Source organism: Zoogloea sp. (assembly GCF_041914405.1).
In the GTDB taxonomy this organism is placed as follows: Bacteria; Pseudomonadota; Gammaproteobacteria; order Burkholderiales; family Rhodocyclaceae; genus Zoogloea.
Genome location: NZ_JAYSDK010000015.1, coordinates 14,259 through 36,641 on the forward strand (window position 1 = coordinate 14,259; position 22,383 = coordinate 36,641).

A 22,383-nucleotide genomic window follows, 5' to 3' on the forward strand; every position below is an offset into this window, starting at 1 on the left:
CTCCCGGTAGCTGTAGCTGCTTCGCGATCAGGCGAAGTTGGCGGCAGCGAAGTCCCAGTTGGCCAGGCTGTTCAGGAAGGTTTCCACGAACTTGGGACGGGCATTGCGGTAGTCGATGTAGTAGGCGTGTTCCCACACGTCGATGGTCAGCAGGGGCTTGCCTTCGCCGCTCTTCAGCGGGTTGCCGGCAGCACCGGTGTTGACGATGTCGACGGAGCCGTCGGCCTTCTTGACCAGCCAGGTCCAGCCGGAACCGAAGTTGCCGACGGCGGAAGCCTGGAAGGCCTTCTTGAATTCGTCGAAGGAGCCCCACTTGGCGTTGATGGCGTCAGCCAGCGCGCCGGCGGGAGCGCCGCCGCCATTCGGCTTGAGGGAGCTCCAGAAGAAGGTGTGGTTCCAGACCTGGGCGGCGTTGTTGTAGATGCCGCCGGCCGGAGCCTTCAGGAAGGTCTCTTCGACGGACAGGTTTTCGTACTCGGTGCCCGGGATGAGGTTGTTCAGGTTGGTCACATAGGCTTGGTGATGCTTGCCGTAGTGGTATTCGAAGGTCTCCTCGGAAATATGGGGGACCAGGGCGTTCTTGGCGTAGGGCAGTTCGGGCAGGGTATGAGCCATTTGTTTCTCCGGGGTATAGGAAATTGTCCGACTATTCTAGTCGGGATTGGATTCTCTGCACAATCGGCCTCGGCGTACCTCATCCGGTCGCCGGTTCCACCCGCTATTTTGCACCGCAACTAGCTGGAATGCTTGTCTACCTTTGCATCTACGACGCCGTCGTGGAATTCGACGTGGATGAGATCCCCCAGAACGAGCCCACTGGCGGAGCGAATAATCTGGCCCGAGGCATTCCGTGTGATGCTGTAGCCGCGGGACAGGACGCCGCGGGGATCGAGGTGGGCCAGGTGCTGGCCCAGGGTGTTGAGTTGCGTCCGGCGATCGGCGAACAACTTGTGCATGGCCCGCTGCAGTCCTTGCTCCAGCATGCTCAGCCTCTGTTGCCGGCTGGGCAGATCGGGCCTGCGGGCGGCCAGGCGCAGTTCCAGCGTGGTGACCCGCGTCCGGTGGGCGGACAGCTGCTGGCTAATGCGGGCCTGCAGGCGTTGCTGCAGATTCTCCAGTTGCAGCCGGCCGGCGTGCAGACGTTGGCGGGGGTGGATCAGGCGTGCGGCGGCCCGGTCGACGCGCTGGGCTGCGTTCTCGATACGCCGTTCCATGGCTCGTTTGAGGCGATGCGCCAGTTGCTCCAATCCTTCCCGTGCTTCCACGTAGCCGGCGCTGACAAGTTCGGCCGCTGCGGTTGGCGTGGCGGCGCGCAAGTCGGCGGCGAAATCGGCGATGCTCACGTCGGTCTCGTGGCCAACACCGACCACCACCGGCAGGGGGCAGGCGCGAATGGCGCGGGCGACGCTCTCGTCGTTGAAGGCGGCGAGGTCTTCCAGGCTGCCGCCGCCACGTACCAGCAGCAGTACGTCGTTGCCGTCCAGCTCGGCGCGGAGGCCGGCCTGCCTGATCGCCGCAGCGATCTGGGTGGGAGCGTCGGCGCCCTGGACCAGACTCGGATACAGGCTGACTGGCACGTGCGCTGCCCGGCGTGCTAGCGCGGCAGTCACATCGCGCCAGGCGGCGGCCTGGGGCGAGGTGATGACCGCGAGCCCCCGTGGAAAGCGCGGCAGCGGCCGCTTGCTGGCCGGATCGAACAGGCCCTCCGCTTCAAGTCGCGCCTTCAGGCGCAGGAAGGCCTCGTAAAGATTGCCGACGCCCGCCTGACGGACAGACTCGACGTTCAGCTGGTAGTCCCCGCGGGCTTCGAACAGGGTCACCAGCGCGCGGACTTCGACGCGCATGCCGTGCTCCAGGCGAAAGCCGAGCAACTGGGCCCGGTTGCGCCATATGGTGCAACGCACCTGCGCCTGATCGTCCTTGAGCGTGAAGTAGACATGCCCCGAAGCGGCGCGGGTCAGGGTCGACACCTCGCCGGCGATCCACAGCAGAGGGAAGCTGCCCTCGAGTGCTTCGCGGGCCGCGCGGTTCAACCAAGACACGGAAACGACTTCGCCGGAGTTGACTTTGGTACTGATTTGCGGGGTGTTCATGGACTTGAATTCTACCGGAATCCACATCTCGCCCAGGGTGGGGGCAAAAAATCCAGCCCAGGCTCTTGACTTGCCAAAAAACTTATAAGTTATTGATTTAAAACAAAAGTGTATATCGCCTCATTTTTGACCCGACCACTAAAAAGCCTTACGAACTACGGGTTTAGCGTCCTCCCTTGGCATCAATCCACAAAGTTATCCACAGAATTTGTGGATTGTCTGACACGTTCCATGTGTTGCTCTGCAACCTAGGGCAGGTTAGAGTCATGGGCTTCGTCCGATTCTCAGGAGCGCTCGCGTGTTCGCCATTCTCCAAGCTGCCGGCTGGCCCATCTGGCCCTTGTTGTTTGCTTCGATCGTGGCCGTGGCCTTGATCATCGAGCGGCTTATCACGCTGCGTCGCAGCAAAATTCTTCCTGACGGCCTGGTGGACAAGGTCGTTGCCGAAATGCGCCAGAGCGGCGTCACTTCCGAGATGCTCAACCGCGTTGCGCTCAGTTCCCCGTTGGGCCGTGTGCTGGCCGCCGGCCTGCGCAACGTGCGCAGCCCGCGTGAAGTGATGAAGGAGTCAATCGAGGAAACCGGTCGCGCGGTCACTCACGATCTGGAACGTTTCCTGACCACCCTCGGCACCATTGCATCGATCAGCCCGTTGATGGGGCTGTTCGGCACCGTCGTCGGCATGATCGAGATCTTCGGCTCCCAGGCGCCCGGCGGCTCCAACCCCCAGCAGCTGGCCCACGGTATCTCCATCGCCTTGTACAACACCGGTTTCGGCCTGGTCATCGCGATTCCGAGCATGATCTTCTGGCGCCATTTCCGCGCCACCGTCGATGGCCTGGTGATCGAGATGGAGCAGCAGGCGATCCGTCTCGTCGAACTGATCCACGGCGAACGCCGCTGAGGCACCGGCCATGAACTTCAGTCGCGGCCGCTCCCGCGAGGAGCCGGAAATCAACCTGATTCCGATGATCGACGTGTTGCTGGTGATCATCATTTTCCTGATGCTCACCACGACCTATTCGCGATTCGCCGGGCTAGAGATCAACCTGCCCACAGCGGATGCCCAGGTCAGCGACGACAAGCCGGTCGAGATCAACGTGGCTGTCACCGCCGGTGGCGAGGTGGTCATCAACAAGCGCCCGGTCAACGGCACCGACGTGGCCGCCATTGCCGCAGCGTTGCGCGCCGTGGCGCCTGCCAACGCCAAGGATCCGGTGGTCATCATCAATGCGGATGCAAAGGCTGTCCATCAGCGTGTTATCGATGTGATGCAGGCGGCGCAACAGGCCGGCCTGATTCACATTTCCTTCGCCACTCAGGCTGCCCAGCGCTGAGTCTGTAGCACTTCATGCCACGTAGCGCCCCCGGATTCTGGCAGAGCCGAGGGGCGCTCGCATGGAGCCTCCTTCCCCTCTCCCTGTTGTTTGCACTGCTGGCTGGCCTGCGTCGCCGGCTCTTTGCGTTGGGTCTCCTGAAGTCTGTCCGCTTGCCCGTGCGGGTTGTCGTCGTCGGCAACGTCGCGGTGGGTGGAAGCGGCAAAACACCCATCGTGCTGTGGTTGGCGGAGCTCTTGCGCGACCGTGGTTTCAAGCCGGGCATCGTCAGCCGGGGCTACGGCGGGGCGGTTGAAGGTGTTGCTCAGGTGCCGGCCGACGGCGACCCGGCCCGCTTCGGCGACGAGCCCGTGATGATGGCGTCCCGCTCGGGCTGCCCGGTCTTCGTCGGGCGCGACCGTCCTGCTGCGGGGCAGGCCTTGCTGGAAGCCCACCCGGACGTGGATGTGCTGATCGCCGACGATGGCCTCCAGCATTATCGGCTGGCGCGGGATCTGGAAGTCGTAGTGGTGGACGAAGCCACCCTCGGCAACTGCCTGCGCCTGCCGGCGGGGCCGCTGCGGGAAGGCTTGGGCCGCGTTCGCGAAGCGGGATTGGTGCTGGCCCACGGCGCCCTGTCGGTGCGCTTGTCCGCAAAGATCCGCCCGGTGCCGGTGTTCCAGTTCGGGTTGGCCGGTTCGCTGTTCGAACGGCTCGGGCGGCGTGAAGAACGTTGCGACGCGGCGGCCTTCCGCGGTCGCCGGATCCATGCGATGGCCGGTATCGGACGACCCGAACGCTTCTTCAGTCAGCTCGAAGGGCTGGGCTTGAGCATCCAGCGGCGCCCATTTCCTGATCATCACGCGTTCACCGCGGCCGATCTGGCAATTTCCGATGGCGATGTACTTCTGATGACGGAGAAGGATGCGGTAAAATGCGCGCCTTTCGCCCCGGCCGACAGCTGGGTGTGGCCGGTCCGTGCGCAGCTTGCGCCGGGCGCGGCGGAACTGATTGTGGAGAAGCTCGATGGACCCCCGACTGCTTGAAATCCTGGTGTGCCCGATTACCAAGGGCCCGCTCGACTTCCACAAGGACAAGCAGGAGCTGTGGAGCGTCAGCGCCCGCCTGGCTTACCCGATTCGTGACGGCATCCCGGTGATGCTGGAGGAAGAAGCCCGGCCGCTGACTGACGAAGAAATCGCCCAGTCCCGCTGACATGGGTTTCCGTATCGTCATTCCGGCCCGCTATGCGAGCAGCCGCTTGCCTGGCAAGCCACTGCTCGACATTGCCGGCAAGCCGATGGTCCTGCGCGTTCTCGATCGGGCTCTGCAAGCTGGCGCCGACGAGGTATGGGTGGCCACCGATCACGAGGGTATCGCTGCGGTGGTCGAGCAGGCAGGTGGCAAGGTCGTCATCACCGATGCCGGGCATCCGTCGGGCACCGATCGACTGGCGGAAGTGGCAACGCAGCTGGGTTGGGGCGACGACGATATCGTCGTCAATGTGCAGGGTGACGAGCCGCTGATTCCGGCAGGGCTGATCGGTCGCGCGGCTGAGTGCCTGGCCAGTGACGCCGAAGCGGCTATCGCCACTGCCTGCCATCCCCTGGGTTCAGCGGAAGAATTCTTCAATCCGAACGTGGTGAAGGTCGTGCTCGATGCCCGGAGCCGAGCGCTGTATTTTTCCCGGGCGCCGATTCCGTGGGCGCGGGACGCATTTGCGGAAGAGCGTGGCGTGCTGCCGGTCGGCCTGCCAGCCTATCGCCACATCGGTCTGTATGCCTACCGGGCCGGTTTCCTTAAGCGTTATTCCAGCTTGGCGCCGTCGCCGCTGGAGCAATGGGAAGCGCTCGAACAGTTGCGGGCGATGGCCCACGGTTTCCCCATCCGGGTCATGGTGCTGGACCAGGCTCCGCCCGCCGGAGTGGATACCGCTGAAGATCTTGAACGTGTCCGCCAGGCGTTTGACCTTGCGGAAGTTTCGCGATAGTTTCGCAATCCCATGTCGTATCGACAATAACCAGAGGAGGGAAAGACATGCGTTTGATTCTGTTGGGACCGCCGGGCGCCGGCAAGGGCACCCAAGCCAATTACATTAAGGAAAAGTTCGGCATTCCGCAGATTTCCACCGGCGACATGCTGCGTGCGGCCGTCAAGGCCGGCACCCCGCTGGGTATCGAGGCCAAGAAGGTCATGGATGCTGGCGGCCTCGTGTCCGACGACATCATCATCGGTCTGGTTAAGGACCGCCTGAAGGAAGCAGACTGCCAGTCCGGCTACATGTTCGACGGCTTCCCCCGTACCATTCCGCAGGCCGAAGCCATGAAGGCTGCCGGCGTGCCCATCGATTTCGTGCTCGAGATCGACGTGCCCGATGAAGAGATCATCGGCCGCATGTCTGGTCGTCGCGTGCACGTGGCTTCCGGCCGCACCTATCACGTCAAGTTCAATCCGCCCAAGGTGGAAGGCAAAGACGACGAGACCGGCGAGCCGCTGATCCAGCGCGACGACGACAAGGAAGAAACTGTCAAGAAGCGTCTGGACGTGTACCACGCCCAGACCAAGCCGCTGGTCGCCTATTATTCCGATTGGGCGGCCAAGGGTGACGCGAACGCGCCCCAGTATCGCAAGATCGGCGGCCTCGGCAAGGTCGAGGAAATCCGCGAGCGTGCCTTCGAAGCGCTGAAGTAAGCGCCCAGTTCGCACTCGCAAAGGGCCGGCTTCATGCCGGCCTTTGTTTTTTCAGTGGCGCAATCTGCGGCAAGAGGATCCGGATGGCGAAGAATCTGCTTTATGCGCAGTCGGGCGGCGTGACTGCAGTCATCAATGCGTCGGCGGCCGGCGTGATTACCACTGCACGCCAGGCCGGCAAGGCGGTCGGGCGTGTATTGGCGGCGCGCAACGGCATCCTGGGTGTGTTGCGGGAGACCCTGCTGGACACGGCGGTCCTGTCGGACGCAGAGTTGGCCCGCTTGCGCGCAACGCCGGGCGGTGCCTTCGGTTCGTGCCGCTTCGACCTGGATGCGCTGGAGCGCAATCCGGCCCAGTACGACCGCCTGTTCGACGTGCTCGCCGCCCATGATGTCGCTTTCTTTCTTTACAACGGTGGTAACGGCTCGATGGAGACCTGCCGCCAGATCCAGGTCGCGGCAGACCTGCGCGGCTATCCCTTGACCGTGGTCGGGGTGCCGAAGACCGTCGATAACGACATTGTGCTGACCGACTGCTGTCCGGGTTACGGCTCGGCGGCCAAGTATCTGGCCACTTCGATCCGGGAGGTCGGCCTCGATCTGGCGGCGATGACGACCGGCGGCGGGCGGGCCTTCGTGCTGGAGGTCATGGGGCGCAACGCCGGTTGGCTGGCCGCCGCCTGCGCGCTGGCAGCGGAGGAAGAGGACGCTGCACCGCATCTGATCCTGCTCCCCGAGGTGCCGTTCGATGAAGCAGCCTTCCTCGCCCGTGTGAAGGAGGTCGTCGAGCGCATCGGTGCCTGCGCGATCGTCGTGGCAGAAGGCATTCGTGGCCCTGACGGGCAGATCCTAGCCATGCTCGACCGCAACCAGAAGGGCTACGTCCAGTTGGGCGGGGCCGGGGAGGTGGTGGCGGAGCGTATCCACTCCTGTCTCGGCTACAAGGTGCATTACGCGCTGGCTGATTACCTGCAGCGTTCGGCTCGGCACCTGGCATCCCGCACGGATACGGCCCAGGCATTTGCTGTCGGCAAAGCAGCGGTGCGGCGGGCGCTGGCTGGAGAGCACGGCGTTGTCGGCATCGAGCGCGTGTCTGACCAGCCCTATCGCTGGCGCACTAACCTGCAGCCCTTCGAGCGGGTGGCCAATCTGGAGCGGACGTTACCGCCGGAGTTCATCGCTGCCGACGGCTTTGGCGTGACCGAGGCGTTCAAGACCTGGTGCCGCCCGCTGATTGCCGGTGAGGACTGGCCGTCATTCCGGAACGGCTTGCCCGATTACCTGCATTTGCACTTGAACCTGCCGGTGATGGCGGCGCGCCTGCCTTCTTACGAGGTTTGATCCGGCGCTGTGGCCGTCTTCCTGGCGGACGGCCCCGCGCGACGGTTCAGGCTGGGACTGCCGGGTTGAGGCTGTACGTGCCGGTCAGGCTGGCCTGGGCGAGGATGTGCCCGGTCATGGCATCGCGCACCTGCTGTCCCGTGAAGATGCCTTCGAGGGGCAGGCGGGGAATGTCCAGCGCGTATACCGTAAAGACGTAGCGGTGCCGGATGGAGTCGTTCCACGGCGGGCAGGGGCCGTCGTAGCCGAAGTAGTTGCCCTTCATCTGTTCGTCGCCAGCGAACCATCCGGTGTAATCGTTCAGGCCGTGCCGGCTGCCGTCGGGCAGGTCCGGGCCAGGCTTGCCGTTGGCGGTGACCGCGCTGGAGTGCGCACCCTCCGCAATGCTGGTGACGGAGGCCGGCAGGTCGATGAGCGCCCAGTGGAAAAAGTCCACGCGGGGTAGGTCGGCGGGCACAGAGCGCCCTTCCTGGTTGACGTCGTCGCCGCGGCTCGGAACGTCCGGGTCGTGGCAGATCAGCACGAAGGAGCGAGTTCCTGTAGGCGTGTCGTTCCAAGCGAGATGTGGGTTGCGGTTACTGCTGAGGCTCACATGCCCTTCTGCGGCGGGCACGCAGAAGGCGAACTGGCCAGGAATTACGCTGCCGTCGGCAAAGCTGTCGCTGTGTATCTTCATGTTGGTTCGTCTCCCTGAGTGGTTTGGCTGATTGTAGCCAAGATCATACTCAGCTCGCACCGCGCCGGCGGAAGTCGGCGAGCCGGAAGCCGAGTGCGAACAGGACCGCGAAATACACGGCGATGCCGCCGCAGATGAGGGCTGACAGGCGGATCACCCGTTCCAGGCTACTGGCATGCAGCCACAGGCTGTCCGGGCCTGCAGTGAGGTAGATGCCGCAGGCCAGGGCCAGCAGCGCGACGGCCAGCTTGGCCCCAAAGGCACCCCAGCCCGGTTGCGGGTTATAGACGCCCCTGGCGCGCAGGCCGCGGTAGAGCAGGGTAGCGTTGAAGCAGGAGGCGAGGCCGATGGACAAGGCCAGGCCGGCATGCTGGAAGGGGCCGATGAAGGCAAGGTTCATCAATTGGGTAATGATCAGCGACATGATGCCGATGCGCACTGGTGTGCGCACGTCTTGTCGTGAGTAGAAGGCCGGGGCGAGCACCTTGACGAGGATCAGCCCGGTTAGTCCCAAGCTGTAGGCGACCAGCGCGGTCCGAGTCTGGAGCACATCGTTCGCGCTGAAGGCGCCGTGGTGGAACAGGGTGCTGATCAGCGGCACCGCGAGCAAGGCAAGGCCGACGGACGCCGGTAGCGTCAGCAGCAGGGTCAGGCGCAAGCCCCAGTCCAGCAGTGCGGAGAACTCGGCCGGCTTCTCGTCTGCATGCATTTTCGACAGGCTGGGCAGCAGGATGGTGCCGAGCGCCACGCCGAGCATGCCGGACGGGAATTCCATCAGGCGGTCGGCGTAGTACAGCCAGGACACGCTGCCGCTTGGCAGGAAGGAGGCGAAGACCGTGTTGATCAGCAGCGAGATCTGGCTGACCGACACGCCGAGGATCGCCGGTGCCATCAGCTTCAGGATGCGTCGCACGCCCGGGTCGGAGAAATCCAGCGAGAAGCGCGGCAGCATGCCGATCTTGGCAAGCGGGCGCAGTTGCAGCACGACCTGGGCAAGTCCTCCGATGAATACGGCCCAGCCCAGCACCAGGATGGGCGGATCGAAATAGGGGGCCGCGAACAGCGCCATGAAGATGAAAGACAGGTTCAGCAGCACCGGCGTGAAGGCCGGAATCGCAAAACGGCTCCAGGTGTTCAGCACGCCGCCGGCGAGGGCCACCAGCGACATGAAGAAGATGTACGGGAAGGTGATGCGGGTGAGCTGGACGGTCAGCTCGAACTTTTCTGTGTTGTCGGAAAAGCCGGGGGCGGTGGCGTAGATGATGGCCGGCGAGGCCAGTGCACCGAGGATCGAGACGATCAGTACGACCAGGCCCAGTGCGCTGGCGACGTGATTGATCAGGCGGTGGGTTTCGTCCGGGCCGCGCTTGTTCTTGTACTCCGCGAGGATGGGGACGAAGGCCTGGGAGAAGGCCCCTTCGGCAAACATGCGGCGCAGCAGGTTGGGCAGGCGGAAGGCGACGACGAAGGCATCCATCTCGATGCCGGCGCCAAAGGCGCGGGCCTGCACGAAATCACGCACGAAACCCAGGATCCGCGACAGCAGGGTCATGCCGCTGACCGTGACGAGGGCGCGGAGAAGGTTCATCGAAGCCATTTTTGGGAGATCGAGCGGGCAAAGAGGGGCGATGTTAGCGGCTTATTGCGCTGTGCAGCAATGCGATTTTTTTAGCAAAAACAGGGCTGCAGCAGGGCTGGCGCCCGTCGCAGGAGTCGATGGGGTAAAATGGCAAAAATTTCTATGAGTTCGACCGGATGAAAACAACGTTCCTAGATTTTGAGCAGCCTATTGCAGAGCTTGAGGCGAAGATCGAAGAACTACGCTTTGTGCAGGACGATTCGGCGGTGGATATCTCCGAGGAGATCGCCCGCCTGGAGCAGAAGAACCACGGCCTGACCAAGGATATCTATGCCAAGCTGACGCCTTGGCAGAGCGCGCTGGTGGCGCGACATCCCCAGCGCCCCTATACGTTTGACTACGTGCAGCACATCTTCACCGACTTCGAAGAGCTGCACGGCGATCGCAACTTTGCAGACGACAAGGCGATCGTGGGTGGTCTGGCGCGTTTCAATGGCCAGTCCTGCATGGTGATCGGCCATCAGAAAGGTCGCGACACCAAGGAAAAGATCTTCCGCAATTTCGGCATGCCGCGCCCCGAGGGTTACCGCAAGGCGATGCGCCTAATGAAGCTGGCCGAGAAGTTTGGCCTGCCGGTGTTCACCTTCGTCGATACGCCGGGCGCCTATCCCGGCATCGATGCGGAAGAGCGCGGCCAGTCCGAGGCCATCGGCCATAACCTCGCCGTGATGGCCGAGCTGAAGGTGCCGTTGATCTGCACCATCATCGGCGAAGGTGGCTCGGGCGGCGCGCTGGCGATCGCAGTCGGCGACCAGTTGCTGATGCTTCAGTACTCCACCTATTCGGTGATTTCGCCGGAAGGTTGTGCCTCCATCCTGTGGAAGAGCGCAGAGCGCGCCTCCGACGCTGCCGAGACGATGGGGATCACCGCTTCGCGGCTGAAGTCCCTGGGGCTCATCGACAAGGTGGTCAATGAGCCTGTCGGTGGCGCCCATCGAGACCATCGAGCGATGGCGCAGAACCTCAAGCGGGCGCTGCAGGACGCGCTGCGCCAGGTCTCCGAGCTGTCGCCGTCGGAGCTGCTCGAGCGCCGCTTCGAGCGGCTGATGAGCTACGGCAAGTTCAAGGAAATTGCTGTCGACTGAGCTCGCAGCGCGGGTTGCCGCCAGTTGGCGGCAACTGTCCGCCCCACCCCGCGAGGTTCGGGTTGGTCTGAGCGGCGGGCTCGACTCCTCGGTGTTGACGCACGTCCTGGGCGGCTTGCGGAGCGCGCTCGGGATTGAGCTGAGCGCCGTTCACGTGAGCCATGGCCTCGTGGCCGGTTCCGAAGCGTGGGGCGATGTGTGTGCTGAGCTTTGCGCCGCGCTCGATGTGCCATTTACGGTTTGCCCGGTTGAGGTGGACAGGGCTCACCCCTGTGGCCTCGAGGCCGCAGCGCGGGAGGCTCGGCGGACGGCGCTGCTGCGCGGCCTGGACCGCGGTGTGCTGGCTCTGGCCCACCATCGGGACGACCAGGCCGAAACCATTCTGTTTCGTGCGTTGCGCGGCTCTGGCGTCAAGGGCCTGGCCGGCATGCGCGACTCCGTCGATGTTGGCGCGGCCGCGCGGATCTGGCGGCCCCTGCTCGATATCCCGCGCCAGCTGTTGCATGACTATGCGCTCCGGCATGGGCTGCGCTGGATCGATGATCCAAGCAACGCCGACACAGCCTTCACGCGCAATTTTCTGCGCAACACGATCCTGCCGCAGCTCGACGCACGTTTCACCGGCGCATCGGCCAACCTCGCCCGCCTGGGGCGATTGGCCGGCGAGGCCGAGGGGTTGCTGGAAGAACTGGCCGATGGCGACCTGGAACTGCTGAGTCTGGCCGGAGGGACACGGCTGTCTTACCCGCCGGCGCTGGCCCTATCGTCTGCCCGTTTGCGCAATGTGTTGCGGCGTCTGCTCGGGCAGGCCGGTTTGCCGATGCCGGACGAGAATCGCTTGCGCGAGGTTGAGCGCCAGTTCCGTGAAAGTGGGGCTGCGTCGGGATCGCGAATTCCGTTGGGCAAGGTTGCGCTGTGTGTCTATCGCCAGCACTGGTGGCTGGAAGCGGCTACGTTGCTGGTTGGTGCCGTTGAGTCCCGTTCGTGGCGTGGTGAAGCTTCCGTCCCATGGTGTGGCGGCGTGCTGGATTTCACTCCCGTGGTGGGGCAAGGGCTGGCGGCGGATCTGCTGAAATCTGCGGCGTGTGCCCTGCAGTCGCGTCACCCCAGCGCTCGCATGCGCCTTCATGCTGGCGGCCCCTCCCGGAGCCTGAAGAACCTCTGGCAGGAGGCGGGGGTTCCGCCCTGGTTGCGGGATGCCGTGCCGATGCTATGGGTTGATGGTCGGCTCGCGTGGATCGCCGGGGTCGGTGTGGCAGCCGAATTCCAGTGCCCGTCCGGCCAGGCCGGCATCCTGCCCCGCTGGTCAGTGTTCGCCTGAGCTTCCGGAGCCCTTGTCGCGGCTGGGGGCGAGGAGCTGGGCAAGCTCGACGGCGGAGCGCACTCCCATTTTCTCGAAGACCCGCGCCCGATGAACCTCGACGGTGCGCATCGAGATGTTCAGTTCGTCGGCGATGACCTTGTTGAATTTGCCGGCCAGTACCAGGTTCATGACTTCCTGCTCCCGTGGCGTCAGTAACGCCAGGTGGTTGCTAACCGAGGCCTGGGTTGCTTGGCTGGCCTGGCGCTTGGCATCTTGGGCCAGCGCCCGGATGACCACATCGACCAGTGCGTTGTCTTCAAAGGGCTTCTCGAGGAAGTCAAAGGCGCCTTTTTTCAACGCACTGACCGCCATCGGCACGTCGCCATGGCCGGTCAGGAAGATCACCGGCAGCGTATTGCCGCGTTCCTGCAGCACGTCGAAGCATTCCAGGCCGCTCATTTCCCGCATGCGGATATCCAGAACGATGCAGCCGCGCCAGTCCGGCTGCCAGGCGGCCAGGAACTCCTCGGCGGAGTCCCATTCGGCGCTCGCAACCTCCTTGGTCCGGAAGAGCCAGGTGAGGGCGTCGCGGATGGCTTCGTCGTCGTCAACAATGTGGGCGAGGGGCGTGCTCATGGCGGAATCGGCAGGGAGAAGTGGAAAATCGTACCACCGCCCGGGTTGTTCTCGAAGCTCAGGCGACCCCGGTGAAGTTCGGCGATCGAGCGGCAGATGTTGAGCCCGATGCCCATGCCTTCAGCCTTGGTGGTGAAGAAGGGGGCAAACAGCTTTTCCGCGACCTCTGGTGGAATGCCCGCGCCCCGGTCGGCCACGGTGCATACCAGCGTACCGTTCTGGCGTTGGGTCCGGATCATCAGGCGGCGAGTCTCGCGCGGGTTGTCCGCCATGGCGTCCATGCCGTTGCGGATCAGGTTCACCGCGACCTGCTCAATCATCACCGGGTCGGCGTGGATTGAGGGCAGGTTGTCCTCCAGCTCCAGTTCGATGAGGACGCCGCGCCGGTCTGCGTCGGGCTCCACCAGGCCGACGGCTTCCTTGAGGATGGCATTCACATCCACCGTTTCAAACTTGGGCTCGCTGCGCCGCACGAAGGTGTGTACGCGCCGGATGATCTGGCCGGCCCGCTGGGCCTGCTTGCCGATCTTCTCGAGGATGGTCGTCAGCTCCTTCTTCGGCAGGTCGCCGTTGCCGAGCATGTTCAGGCAGCCGGTGTTGTAGCTGGAAATGGCGGCCAGCGGCTGGTTGAGTTCGTGGGCGAGGGTGGAGGCCATTTCGCCCATGGTGACCAGGCGGGCGGTGGCCTGCAGGCGTTCCTGCTGCTGGCGTGCGAGCTCCTGGGCGCGCTTTTGCTCGGTGACATCCACCACTGAGCCCATCCAGCCAATGTGCTTCCCGCTGGAGTCGATCAGCGGGGCTTCGATGAGCAGTGCGTCGAAGCGCTCGCCATTGCGGCGCATCAGGCGGATCTCCATGCCCTGGGGAGGTGCATTGCCGCCCAGCACCAGCTCATGGACGGCGCGAGTGCGCTCCAGGGCTTCGGGGGCCCAGTAGGGCATGGGGGGCGTCAGGCCGACCAGCTCCTCAGCGCTCCAGCCGACCATGCGGCAGAAAGCCGGGTTCACATAGGTGATCTTGCCGGTCAGGTCGCGGGCGCGCATGCCAGTATTGAGGGAATCTTCCATGGCCTTGCGGAAGGCGTGTTCGGCGCTAAGCGCTTGCTCGGCCTGCTGGCGGCGTTTCATGTGCCGGCGCAACTGCCACAGACTCCATACGATGGCGGCGCCGAGTACGCCGAGGGAGCCCATCAGCAATAGCGGAATCCAGCGCACCTCGCTCTTGTAGGCGGTGACGTTGACCGTCAGGCCGTGGCCGGGCGGCTCGAAGGGGATTTCGTAGTTGAGGCTGGACAGCGGGGAGACCTTGGACTTGGCGGCAATCTCGGTGCCCAGGTTGTTGCTCACCGAAACCCGGTAGCGTTCAGAGAACCACCATGGAATCTGGCGGGCCAGCATGTTGTTCAATGAATAAACGCCGACCACTGAGCCCAGGTAGCGGCCGCCGTCGAAGATCGGAACATGGGCCTCGAACTGGGTCTGGTTGTCGAGGACGGCATAGGCGTCGCTATAAACCGGTCGACCGAGGGAGCGGGCCAGGCGATAGGCCGAGGACGACGGAAAAGTGCCCGATGCTTCGCCAACAAGATGGCTGTCGGTGTAGGGAGGCTCCGACCCCTTGACGCGTCCGCTGGGGTCGAGCCAAAGCACACGGATCAGTCCGCTCTCCGGGTCCAGGGCCTGCTTGAGGCGGGCCTCGGCGGTGGCGCTCGGGCGGCCGTTGGACAGCAGGGCCGGCCCGAGCTGGGTCAGTTGCGCATCGTTGCGTTCGAACTGAAAAGATAGATTCTGCTCCATCCACAGCACGTCGTTGATCAGCGTGGCGCGCTGCTCTTCGGCGTCCTGGCGGTGGGTCAGCCACAGCAGCGCCGCCATCGTGGCGATGAACAGGGCTACGGCGGCGTAGGGCAGGCTCCAGTACCAGCTCGGCGGAGGAGGGGCTGAATTCGACGGAGGCAAGGGGTTGAGAATCACGAACGGGAGGATTCCTAGTTATCGCCGGCCTGGCCGTTTAGAGCCATCCGATGTTTCCACACTGCGGATGACCACAATTGAGCCTATTGATGCTGTCTTCCAGAGTGCAGTGCTGCAGTCTGCCGGAATTGCGCCTCATGTACCATGCCGCCTCGACTGCCCATAATGGAGATTCGAATGTATTTGCGTAGCCTGCTGTTCGGCCTGATTGCCATGGGGGCGTGTGCGATGGCCGCGGCCCAGGCGCCGATAGTCATCAAGTTCAGCCACGTGGTGGCGGCGGACACTCCTAAGGGCAAGGCCTCCGAGTATTTCAAGAAGCGCGCCGAGGAACTGACCCATGGCAAGGTCAGGGTGGAGGTCTATCCGAACAGCACGCTCTACAAGGACAAGGAAGAGCTCGAGGCCCTGCAACTGGGCGTCGTGCAGATGCTGGCGCCGTCCCTGGCCAAGTTCGGACCGCTTGGCGTGAAGGAGTTCGAGGTCTTCGACCTGCCTTACATCTTCGACGACTACGCCGACCTGCATCGGGTGACCCAGGGGCCGGTCGGGGCGAGCATCCTGAGGAAGCTCGAATCGAAGGGGATCGTCGGCCTGGCGTACTGGGACAATGGCTTCAAGTCTTTCTCTGCGAACACGCCGATCCGCACGCCGGCTGACTTGCGCGGCAAGAAGTTGCGTATCCAGTCGTCGAAGGTTCTGGAGGAGCAGATCCGTGCCGTTGGTGGCATGCCGCTGGTGATGGCTTTCTCCGAGGTCTATCAGGGCTTGAAGACCGGTGTCGTGGATGGCACTGAAAATCCCCATTCGAACACCTACACCCAAAAGATGCACGAGGTGCAGAAGTATCTGGCGGTGACCAATCACGGTTATCTCGGCTACGCGGTCATTGCCAACAAGCGCTTCTGGGATGGTTTGCCTGCCGAGCTGCGGGGCCAGTTGGAGCAGGCGATGCGGGAGGCAACGGTCTACGCCAACCGGATCGCGAAGGAGGAGAACGACAAGGCACTGGAGGCGATCCGCAAGAGCGGCAAGGTGCAGGTGTATATCCCCAACAAGGATGAGCGGCTGGCCTTCAAGAAAGCCATGCTGCCGGTGCATCAGAAGATGGAGGCCCGAATCGGCAGCGAGCTGATCCATTCAATCTACCGGGAAACCGGCTTCGATCCGTCGCGACTCTAGCCGTCTGCCAGTTGTCAGGGTAGGGGTGGTTCGCCGTGGGTGGCCGCTTTGTGATAAAAGGCGTGTTTTCCCGGCGGCCACTGTCCGGTTACCGGTGAGTCCTGTGCGAGGCCTTCGTTGTCGTCCCCTTCCCCTGTTTTGCCCGAGCATGATTGCTATCACTGCGGGCTGCCCATTCCCGCAGACGTAGACCTCCCCGTCGACATCGAGGGGGTTCGCCACCAGATGTGCTGTACCGGTTGCCAGGCCGTGGCCCAGTCCATTGTCAGCAGCGGGCTCATCGATTACTACAAGCGCCGCGACGCGATGCCCGAGCAGGCCCGCGAGGCGATGCCCGACGAGCTGAAGGATCTGGGGCTGTTCGATCACCCGGATTTCCAGCAGGGATTCGTTAAGCCGATTGGCGAGCATGAGCGCGAGGCGGCGCTGATCCTCGAGGGCATCACCTGCGCTGCCTGCATCTGGCTGAACGAGCAGCACGTGGCCCACCAGCCCGGCGTGACGGCGGTGGACATCAATTACGCGACGCGCCGTGCGCGGGTGCGCTGGGACGAGCGGCGCATCAAGCTGTCGGACATCCTGGCGGCAATCCACGCCATCGGCTACCGCGCCTATCCCTACGACGCTGCGCGGTCCGAGCAGATCTCCCAGCGGGAACGCCGCTCCGCACTGTGGCGCCTGTTCGTGGCCGGCTTCGGGATGATGCAGGTCATGATGTACGCCTTCCCGGTGTATATCGCCGACGCCGGCGACATGACCAGCGACATCGAGCAGTTGATGCGCTGGGCGAGCCTGATCCTGACAGCGCCGGTCGTGCTGTATTCCGCCGCACCGTTCTTCAGTCACGCCATACGCGACATCCGCCTGCGCCGACTGGGCATGGACGTGCCGGTCGCACTTGGCGTCGGGGCAGCCTTCGTGGCCAGTTGCTGGGCTACGCTGGTGGGCAAGGGTGAGGTGTATTTCGATTCGGTGACGATGTTCGTCTTCTTCCTGCTGTGCGGCCGCTACGTGGAGATGCTGGCACGGCAGAAGGCTGTGCGCGGTGTCGAAGAAATGGGCAAGGCCCTGCCGGCCTTCGCCGAGCGCCTGTCGGCCTATCCGGCCCAGGAGGGCGAGAAGGTTCCGGTGTCACAGTTGCTGGCGGGCGATGTGATCCGCGTCAAGCCGGGCGAAGCCGTGCCGGCCGATGGCGTTGTCGTCGATGGGAATAGCCAAGCCAATGAAGCGCTGTTGACCGGCGAGAGCCGGCCGGTGCCCAAGGCTCGTGGCAGTGAAGTGACCGGAGGCAGCATCAATGTCACCAGCCCCTTGCTGGTGCGCGTCACCCGTACGGGGGAGCACACTCGCCTGGCGGCGATCCGCCAGCTGATGGAGCGGGCATCGGCCGAGAAGCCGCGCGTGGTGCAGCAAGCCGATCAGGTGGCGGCGTGGTTTATTGTTGTGCTGCTGATTCTCGCTACCGTTACGGCTGCGGGGTGGTGGTGGTTTGATCCAGATCGGGCTCTGTGGGTCTTCGTGTCGGTGCTGGTGGTCAGCTGCCCGTGTGCGCTGTCCCTCGCTACGCCGGTGGCGCTGACAGTGGCCACGGACGCATTGGCGCGTATGGGGGTGCTGGTCACGCGCGGCCATGCTGTCGAGGCGCTGGCGCGGGCCCGGCACTTCGTTTTCGACAAGACAGGAACCCTGACCTACGGCGAGATGCGCCTTGAGCAGGTGCGCTTGCTCGGGGATCAGGCCGAAGGCGAAGCTCTGGCCCGAGCTGCCGGGCTGGAACAGGGGTCGGAGCACGCCATCGCGGTGGCCATCCGGTTGGCGGCCAAGGATGAGGCTCTTGCTTCGTTTGCCGCCCTGCAGGCCGTGACAGGGCAGGGTGTCTCGGGAGAGCTGGCTGGTGTGGTTCACCGGATCGGCCGGCCGGCCTTCGTGGCCGAGCTTGCGGGTTCCCCGATTCCGGCGGCTTTGCTGGAGGACGAGCGTTCGGGTAGAACGGTGGTCGCGCTGGCTTCGTCGGCCGGCTGGATTGCAGGCTTTGCCCTGAGCGACGGCTTGCGGGAGGACTGCGCCGCCACGTTCGATACTTTGAGGGGGCAGGGCATGGAACTGTCCATCTTCAGTGGCGATACGCCGGCTACCGTGACGGAGCTGGGGGGGCGCCTGGGCGTGGCGCGGGCGGAAGGTGGGATGACGCCAGAGGGAAAGCATGCCGCGCTGACGTTGTTGCAGCGTGATGGCGCAGTCGTGGCGATGGTTGGCGACGGAGTGAACGACGCGCCGGTACTGGCCCAGGCCCAGGTGTCGATTGCCATGGGCGGCGGGACGGATCTGGCTCGCAACCAGGCGGACATCGTGCTGCTGGGGGCTCGTCTCGGTGTGCTGGCGGAAGGCGTGGAGTTGTCGCGGCGTGCGCTGCGCATCATCCGGCAGAACCTGTGGTGGTCCTTCGCCTACAATTTCACGGCGGTGCCGCTGGCCATGTCCGGCCTCGTGACGCCCTGGATGGCGGGCATCGGGATGTCCGCCAGCTCCTTGTTCGTAGTCTTGAATGCTCTGCGCCTGCAACGGCGGCGGGCGAACTGAAAGCCATTTCTCATGGAAAGCCTGTATCTGCTCATTCCCATGTCCGTGCTGCTCGTCTTTCTGATCGGGGTGATCTTCTGGTGGTCTGTTCGCAGCGGCCAGTTCGATGACCTCGAGGGGCCTGGCTATCGTGTCGTCAGTGATGACGACACGCCGCAGCCAACTCCGCGTGGTGAGGGGGAGAAGGATGCAAATGGGCGCTGACATTGCAGCTCCGATCACCCCGCAATGTGAAGGGTTTTTGACGCAGGTCAAGACCGGCCGGCAGGACTTCTCCCATACTTCGTCCCAAGTTCAAGGCGCAGACAACAAGCAATACCGGGCGCCTTCTGGATCACGGTCCAGACTAAAGTCTCTCTGTTGGGGTTGGGGGTGCGCGATGCGCACCCTTTTTTTTGTTCACAATCGCGCCAGCAGCCCCGCGCGCCGCGCCATTTGCTCCTCGTCGTGCTGTGATGAGCCGAAAAAAGCCGAATTGACGCATCAACCTGCTAAAATTCCAAGCTTTCGGTTTTTCGACCATCCTTTGTCTCACTGGAGCAAGCAACATGGCTATTGAACGCACCCTCTCCATCATCAAGCCCGACGCCGTCGCCAAGAACGTGATCGGCCAGATCTACGCCCGCTTCGAAGGCGCCGGCCTGAAGATCATCGCCGCCAGGATGGTGCACCTGTCCGAGCAGGAAGCCGGCCAGTTCTACGCGGTGCACAAGGAGCGCCCCTTCTTCAAGGATCTGGTGTCCTTCATGACCTCCGGCCCCGTGATGATCCAAGTGCTGGAAGGCGAAGGCGCCATTGCCAAGAACCGTGAGCTGATGGGCGCCACCGACCCGAAGAAGGCCGCTCCGGGCACCATCCGCGCTGACTTCGCCGACTCCATCGACGCTAACGCCGTGCATGGCTCCGACGCTCCTGAAACCGCTGCCGTGGAAGTGGCTTTCTTCTTCCCGGGCATGAACGTTTACAGCCGTTAATGATCTCTACCGGCGGGGCGGAATTTCTCCACCCCTCTGGTCTGGATGGAAATAACACGTGGTCAATCTTCTCGATTTCGATGCCGAAGCCCTCACTGAATGGTTCGTCCAGCAGGGTGAGAAACCATTTCGCGCCAAACAGGTGCTCCGCTGGGTGCACCGTTTCGGCGAGACCGATTTCGAGCAGATGACCGACGTCGCCAAGTCGCTGCGGGCCAAGCTCGCAGCGACGGCGTGCGTCACGCCTCCGGTTCCGGTGCGTGACAGCGTGTCAACGGACGGCACGCGCAAGTGGTTGCTCGACGTGGGCAACAGCAACGCGGTAGAAACGGTGTTCATTCCCGAGACAAACCGCGGCACCCTGTGCATCTCCTCGCAGGCCGGCTGCGCGCTCGATTGCGCGTTCTGCTCGACGGGCAAGCAGGGCTTCAATCGCAATCTCACGGCAGCCGAGATCATCGGCCAGTTGTGGCTCGCCAATCGCATGCTGGGTGCCAACGGCGATGGCGAACGGGTCATCAGCAATGTCGTGATGATGGGGATGGGCGAGCCCCTAGCCAATTTCGACAACGTCGTATCGGCGCTCAAGCTGATGCTTGACGACAATGCTTATGGGCTTTCCCGGCGGCGCGTCACAGTGTCCACGTCTGGCATCGTGCCGGCCATGGATCGCCTGCGCGATGCCTGTCCGACCGCTCTGGCGGTATCGCTGCATGCGTCTAATGACGCGCTGCGCGACAAGCTGGTGCCTATCAACCAGAAGTATCCGCTGCGCGAACTGATGGCTGCCTGCCGGCGCTATCTTGAGAAGGCGCCGCGGGACTTCATTACCTTCGAGTATGTGATGCTCGACGGCATCAACGATTCCGATGCACACGCACGGGAGCTGATCGCGCTCACTCGCGACGTGCCGTGCAAGTTCAATCTGATTCCTTTCAACCCCTTCCCGAGCTCAGGCTTCGATCGCTCCCCAGCGCAGCGCATCAAGCGCTTTGCCGAGATCCTCATTGATGCCGGCATCGTCACGACCACCCGCAAAACCCGCGGCGATGACGTGGATGCAGCCTGCGGCCAGCTCGCTGGCCAGGTCAAGGACAAGACCCGCCGGACGGCCACCCGGATCGTGCCGGTGGTGGAGGTGCGCTCCTGATGCGTAACTGGCTGGTGCTGGGGGGGCTGGCGCTGGTGCTGGGGGGGTGTGCGGCGCCGATGCTGCCCGCTGACACGGGCAGGCTCGAACGTCCGGTGTCCGATCAGCCGGCAGGCACCGATGCCCGCCGTAAGGCAAAGGTGCACGTTGAGCTCGGACAGGCGTATTTCCAGGTTGGCAAGTATGGCGTCGCCCTGGACGAGGCCAAGGCCGCTGTTCAGTACGACTCCGGTTATGCGCCCGCTTACCAGCTTATGGGGCTCGTGCATATGTTTTTGCAGGAGAACCAGATTGCCGCGAGCAACTTCGAGTATGCGATGCGGCTGGCTCCCGGCGATCCGGAAATCATGAACAGTTATGGCTGGTTCCTGTGTTCCTCCGGCAAGGAGAGCGCCGGCCTCGAACTGCTTGGCCGGGCGGCACGTAATCCGTATTACCAGACGCCAACCCGTGCATATGCCAACGCCGGCCTGTGCCAACTCCGCCTCCGCAACGATGCTGCTGCGGAGGCTCAGTTCCTGCGCGCCCTCGAGGCTGATGGCAGCAATATCCAGGCATTGTTTCATCTGGCTGACATTACCTATCGGCGAGGGGCTTACGAGGCTGCGAAGCGCTACCTCGCCGTGTTGCATCAGGGTGGAGAACCGACCGCAGAGAGCCTGTGGCTGGCGATCCGCATCGAGCGTCGGCTGGGAAACAGGCCGGCCGAGACGAGCTACGTGCAGCAGTTGCGGCGCCGTTTTCCTGAGTCGCCGGAATATCAGGCTTTCTTGCAAGGGCAGTATCAGTGACAGACTCTCAAGCACTTTCGTCTTCGGCCGAGCCGCCTGTGGCTGACGGCTCCGTGGGCGATACCCTGCGCCGTGCCCGCGAGGCGCAAGGCTTCAGCCTTGCCGAAGTGGCGAACGCGCTCAAGCTCAATGTGCGGCAGGTCGAAGCACTGGAAGGCGGCCGGTTTGACGAATTGCCGGGTCTGGCCTTCACGCGCGGTTTCTTGCGCAACTATGCGCGCCTGCTGCGGGTAGACGTCGCGCCCCTGCTGGCGACCCTGGATCGCCCCGCCGACACGTCCGTGGAGCTGATGCCGGCGTCCAACGCCCATGGGGACATCCCTCAGGAAGGCCGTGGCCGTTTCCGGAAGTCGATCCTGCCGGGCGTGCTGGCGGCTGCAGGATTGTTCGGCGTGGTTGTTGCAGGCTGGTATTTCGATACTCAAAAGAAAGTGGTTGAGAACGTGGCCGTACAGGCGCCGGAGCCTGTGCCCGAGAATGCGCCCGGTGGGGCGACGACGCCGTCGCAGGATGCATCTGTTGCGCCCGTTATCCCGCAGGGGGCTCCCGCACAGCCTGCTGAAGTCGCAGCGCCGTCGCCAGCTGACAGCGCTGTTCCGCAGGCGGCGACGGCTTCCACCGTGCCGCCCCCTGTTGGCACTCCGGTGCCTACCGTTGTGGCTCCCGCCGACAAGGCAGTCGAGGCTCCGCAGGCAAAGCCGGCCGGGGAGAGCGGCGCAGATCAGCTCGTCTTCGAGTTTTCCCAGGATGCGTGGGTCGAGGTGAAGGACAAGAACGGCAAGATCTTGCTGTCGCAGCTTGGCAAGGCAGGGGCGCGTCGTGAGGTGAGTGGCACTGGGCCCTTCTCCCTGGTCGTCGGCAACGCCCGGTTCGTGAAATTGCAGCGAAACGGCACCCCCGTCGATCTGACTCCGGCCACCAAGGTGACGGTGGCACGTCTCAAGCTCGAATAAT

At 63.7% G+C, this 22,383-nt stretch carries 22 protein-coding genes; 16 read left to right on the forward strand and 6 right to left on the reverse strand.

Annotated elements, in window-relative coordinates:
- Nucleotides 1–27: 27 nt before the first annotated feature.
- Together ACE3RX_RS10900 and xseA are read right to left on the reverse strand one after the other, a co-directional pair.
- Nucleotides 28–615, reverse strand: coding sequence for a superoxide dismutase (locus tag ACE3RX_RS10900; protein ID WP_374483268.1), 588 nt, complete (start codon nt 613–615; stop codon nt 28–30).
- A 119-nt stretch (nt 616–734) separates the two neighbouring features.
- Complete coding sequence (gene xseA / locus ACE3RX_RS10905; protein WP_374483270.1) at nt 735–2,093, reverse strand: exodeoxyribonuclease VII large subunit; 1,359 nt, start codon at nt 2,091–2,093, stop codon at nt 735–737.
- 298 nt (nt 2,094–2,391) lie between these two features.
- On the opposite strand from xseA, the gene ACE3RX_RS10910 reads away from it, so the two are divergent.
- The 7 genes from ACE3RX_RS10910 to ACE3RX_RS10940 all read left to right on the forward strand — a co-directional run bounded on the left by ACE3RX_RS10910 (nt 2,392) and on the right by ACE3RX_RS10940 (nt 7,440).
- Complete coding sequence (locus ACE3RX_RS10910; protein WP_374483272.1) at nt 2,392–2,997, forward strand: MotA/TolQ/ExbB proton channel family protein; 606 nt, start codon at nt 2,392–2,394, stop codon at nt 2,995–2,997.
- 10 nt (nt 2,998–3,007) lie between these two features.
- Entirely contained in the window at nt 3,008–3,430 is a 423-nt protein-coding gene (locus tag ACE3RX_RS10915) for an ExbD/TolR family protein (protein ID WP_374483275.1), read from the forward strand.
- 14 nt (nt 3,431–3,444) lie between these two features.
- Entirely contained in the window at nt 3,445–4,455 is a 1,011-nt protein-coding gene (lpxK, locus tag ACE3RX_RS10920) for a tetraacyldisaccharide 4'-kinase (protein ID WP_374483278.1), read from the forward strand.
- Complete coding sequence (locus ACE3RX_RS10925) at nt 4,436–4,624, forward strand: Trm112 family protein (protein WP_374483280.1); 189 nt, start codon at nt 4,436–4,438, stop codon at nt 4,622–4,624. Before lpxK ends, ACE3RX_RS10925 begins: the two co-directional genes overlap by 20 nt.
- 1 nt (nt 4,625) lies before the next feature.
- Nucleotides 4,626–5,399, forward strand: a complete 774-nt coding sequence (kdsB, locus tag ACE3RX_RS10930) for a 3-deoxy-manno-octulosonate cytidylyltransferase (protein ID WP_374483282.1) — start codon at nt 4,626–4,628, stop codon at nt 5,397–5,399.
- A 47-nt stretch (nt 5,400–5,446) separates the two neighbouring features.
- Entirely contained in the window at nt 5,447–6,100 is a 654-nt protein-coding gene (gene adk, locus ACE3RX_RS10935; protein ID WP_374483284.1) for an adenylate kinase, read from the forward strand.
- An 83-nt stretch (nt 6,101–6,183) separates the two neighbouring features.
- Entirely contained in the window at nt 6,184–7,440 is a 1,257-nt protein-coding gene (locus tag ACE3RX_RS10940; protein WP_374483286.1) for a 6-phosphofructokinase, read from the forward strand.
- A 46-nt stretch (nt 7,441–7,486) separates the two neighbouring features.
- Here ACE3RX_RS10940 and ACE3RX_RS10945 read toward each other — a convergent pair whose 3' ends face one another.
- The gene (locus ACE3RX_RS10945; protein ID WP_374483287.1) at nt 7,487–8,116 is read right to left on the reverse strand and encodes a YbhB/YbcL family Raf kinase inhibitor-like protein; all 630 of its coding nucleotides are present in this window, start codon (nt 8,114–8,116) and stop codon (nt 7,487–7,489) included.
- Nucleotides 8,117–8,165: 49 nt separating this feature from the next.
- Entirely contained in the window at nt 8,166–9,704 is a 1,539-nt protein-coding gene (gene murJ, locus ACE3RX_RS10950) for a murein biosynthesis integral membrane protein MurJ (protein WP_374483289.1), read from the reverse strand.
- 167 nt (nt 9,705–9,871) lie between these two features.
- On the opposite strand from murJ, the gene ACE3RX_RS10955 reads away from it, so the two are divergent.
- Together ACE3RX_RS10955 and tilS are read left to right on the forward strand one after the other, a co-directional pair.
- A complete protein-coding gene (locus ACE3RX_RS10955) occupies nt 9,872–10,840 on the forward strand; it encodes an acetyl-CoA carboxylase carboxyltransferase subunit alpha (protein ID WP_374483291.1) in 969 nt (322 codons plus the stop codon).
- The gene (tilS, locus tag ACE3RX_RS10960; protein ID WP_374483294.1) at nt 10,827–12,161 is read left to right on the forward strand and encodes a tRNA lysidine(34) synthetase TilS; all 1,335 of its coding nucleotides are present in this window, start codon (nt 10,827–10,829) and stop codon (nt 12,159–12,161) included. The genes ACE3RX_RS10955 and tilS overlap by 14 nt, the downstream gene beginning before the upstream one ends.
- Here tilS and ACE3RX_RS10965 read toward each other — a convergent pair.
- Together ACE3RX_RS10965 and ACE3RX_RS10970 are read right to left on the reverse strand one after the other, a co-directional pair.
- Entirely contained in the window at nt 12,147–12,779 is a 633-nt protein-coding gene (locus ACE3RX_RS10965) for a response regulator transcription factor (protein WP_374483296.1), read from the reverse strand. The genes tilS and ACE3RX_RS10965 overlap by 15 nt on opposite strands.
- Nucleotides 12,776–14,752 (reverse strand): PAS domain S-box protein, encoded by a 1,977-nt coding sequence (locus tag ACE3RX_RS10970; protein WP_374483298.1) that lies wholly within the window; start codon nt 14,750–14,752, stop codon nt 12,776–12,778. The genes ACE3RX_RS10965 and ACE3RX_RS10970 overlap by 4 nt, the downstream gene beginning before the upstream one ends.
- Before the next feature lie 177 nt (nt 14,753–14,929).
- On the opposite strand from ACE3RX_RS10970, the gene ACE3RX_RS10975 reads away from it, so the two are divergent.
- From ACE3RX_RS10975 to ACE3RX_RS11005, 7 genes are all read left to right on the forward strand, one after another.
- Complete coding sequence (locus ACE3RX_RS10975) at nt 14,930–15,934, forward strand: TRAP transporter substrate-binding protein (RefSeq protein WP_374483300.1); 1,005 nt, start codon at nt 14,930–14,932, stop codon at nt 15,932–15,934.
- A 138-nt stretch (nt 15,935–16,072) separates the two neighbouring features.
- Nucleotides 16,073–18,514, forward strand: a complete 2,442-nt coding sequence (locus tag ACE3RX_RS10980; protein WP_374483454.1) for a heavy metal translocating P-type ATPase — start codon at nt 16,073–16,075, stop codon at nt 18,512–18,514.
- Nucleotides 18,515–18,526: 12 nt separating this feature from the next.
- Complete coding sequence (gene ccoS, locus ACE3RX_RS10985; protein ID WP_374483302.1) at nt 18,527–18,718, forward strand: cbb3-type cytochrome oxidase assembly protein CcoS; 192 nt, start codon at nt 18,527–18,529, stop codon at nt 18,716–18,718.
- A gap of 344 nt (nt 18,719–19,062) precedes the next feature.
- Nucleotides 19,063–19,488: a nucleoside-diphosphate kinase gene (ndk, locus tag ACE3RX_RS10990; protein WP_374483304.1), complete on the forward strand. Its 426-nt coding sequence runs from the start codon at nt 19,063–19,065 to the stop codon at nt 19,486–19,488.
- A gap of 58 nt (nt 19,489–19,546) precedes the next feature.
- Complete coding sequence (rlmN, locus tag ACE3RX_RS10995; RefSeq protein ID WP_374483306.1) at nt 19,547–20,638, forward strand: 23S rRNA (adenine(2503)-C(2))-methyltransferase RlmN; 1,092 nt, start codon at nt 19,547–19,549, stop codon at nt 20,636–20,638.
- Nucleotides 20,638–21,429, forward strand: coding sequence for a type IV pilus biogenesis/stability protein PilW (gene pilW / locus ACE3RX_RS11000; protein WP_374483309.1), 792 nt, complete (start codon nt 20,638–20,640; stop codon nt 21,427–21,429). The genes rlmN and pilW overlap by 1 nt, the downstream gene beginning before the upstream one ends.
- A gap of 53 nt (nt 21,430–21,482) precedes the next feature.
- Nucleotides 21,483–22,382 (forward strand): RodZ domain-containing protein, encoded by a 900-nt coding sequence (locus ACE3RX_RS11005; RefSeq protein ID WP_374483311.1) that lies wholly within the window; start codon nt 21,483–21,485, stop codon nt 22,380–22,382.
- Nucleotide 22,383: the final 1 nt, after the last annotated feature.

Coding starts and splice junctions, on each gene's coding strand:
- ACE3RX_RS10900 (WP_374483268.1), bottom strand. CDS start 615: ATGGCTCATACCCTGCCCGAACTGCCCTACGCCAAGAACGCCCTGGTC.
- xseA (WP_374483270.1), bottom strand. CDS start 2,093: ATGAACACCCCGCAAATCAGTACCAAAGTCAACTCCGGCGAAGTCGTT.
- ACE3RX_RS10915 (WP_374483275.1), top strand. CDS start 3,008: ATGAACTTCAGTCGCGGCCGCTCCCGCGAGGAGCCGGAAATCAACCTG.
- lpxK (WP_374483278.1), top strand. CDS start 3,445: ATGCCACGTAGCGCCCCCGGATTCTGGCAGAGCCGAGGGGCGCTCGCA.
- ACE3RX_RS10925 (WP_374483280.1), top strand. CDS start 4,436: ATGGACCCCCGACTGCTTGAAATCCTGGTGTGCCCGATTACCAAGGGC.
- kdsB (WP_374483282.1), top strand. CDS start 4,626: ATGGGTTTCCGTATCGTCATTCCGGCCCGCTATGCGAGCAGCCGCTTG.
- adk (WP_374483284.1), top strand. CDS start 5,447: ATGCGTTTGATTCTGTTGGGACCGCCGGGCGCCGGCAAGGGCACCCAA.
- ACE3RX_RS10940 (WP_374483286.1), top strand. CDS start 6,184: ATGGCGAAGAATCTGCTTTATGCGCAGTCGGGCGGCGTGACTGCAGTC.
- ACE3RX_RS10945 (WP_374483287.1), bottom strand. CDS start 8,116: ATGAAGATACACAGCGACAGCTTTGCCGACGGCAGCGTAATTCCTGGC.
- murJ (WP_374483289.1), bottom strand. CDS start 9,704: ATGAACCTTCTCCGCGCCCTCGTCACGGTCAGCGGCATGACCCTGCTG.
- ACE3RX_RS10955 (WP_374483291.1), top strand. CDS start 9,872: ATGAAAACAACGTTCCTAGATTTTGAGCAGCCTATTGCAGAGCTTGAG.
- ACE3RX_RS10965 (WP_374483296.1), bottom strand. CDS start 12,779: ATGAGCACGCCCCTCGCCCACATTGTTGACGACGACGAAGCCATCCGC.
- ACE3RX_RS10975 (WP_374483300.1), top strand. CDS start 14,930: ATGTATTTGCGTAGCCTGCTGTTCGGCCTGATTGCCATGGGGGCGTGT.
- ccoS (WP_374483302.1), top strand. CDS start 18,527: ATGGAAAGCCTGTATCTGCTCATTCCCATGTCCGTGCTGCTCGTCTTT.
- ndk (WP_374483304.1), top strand. CDS start 19,063: ATGGCTATTGAACGCACCCTCTCCATCATCAAGCCCGACGCCGTCGCC.
- pilW (WP_374483309.1), top strand. CDS start 20,638: ATGCGTAACTGGCTGGTGCTGGGGGGGCTGGCGCTGGTGCTGGGGGGG.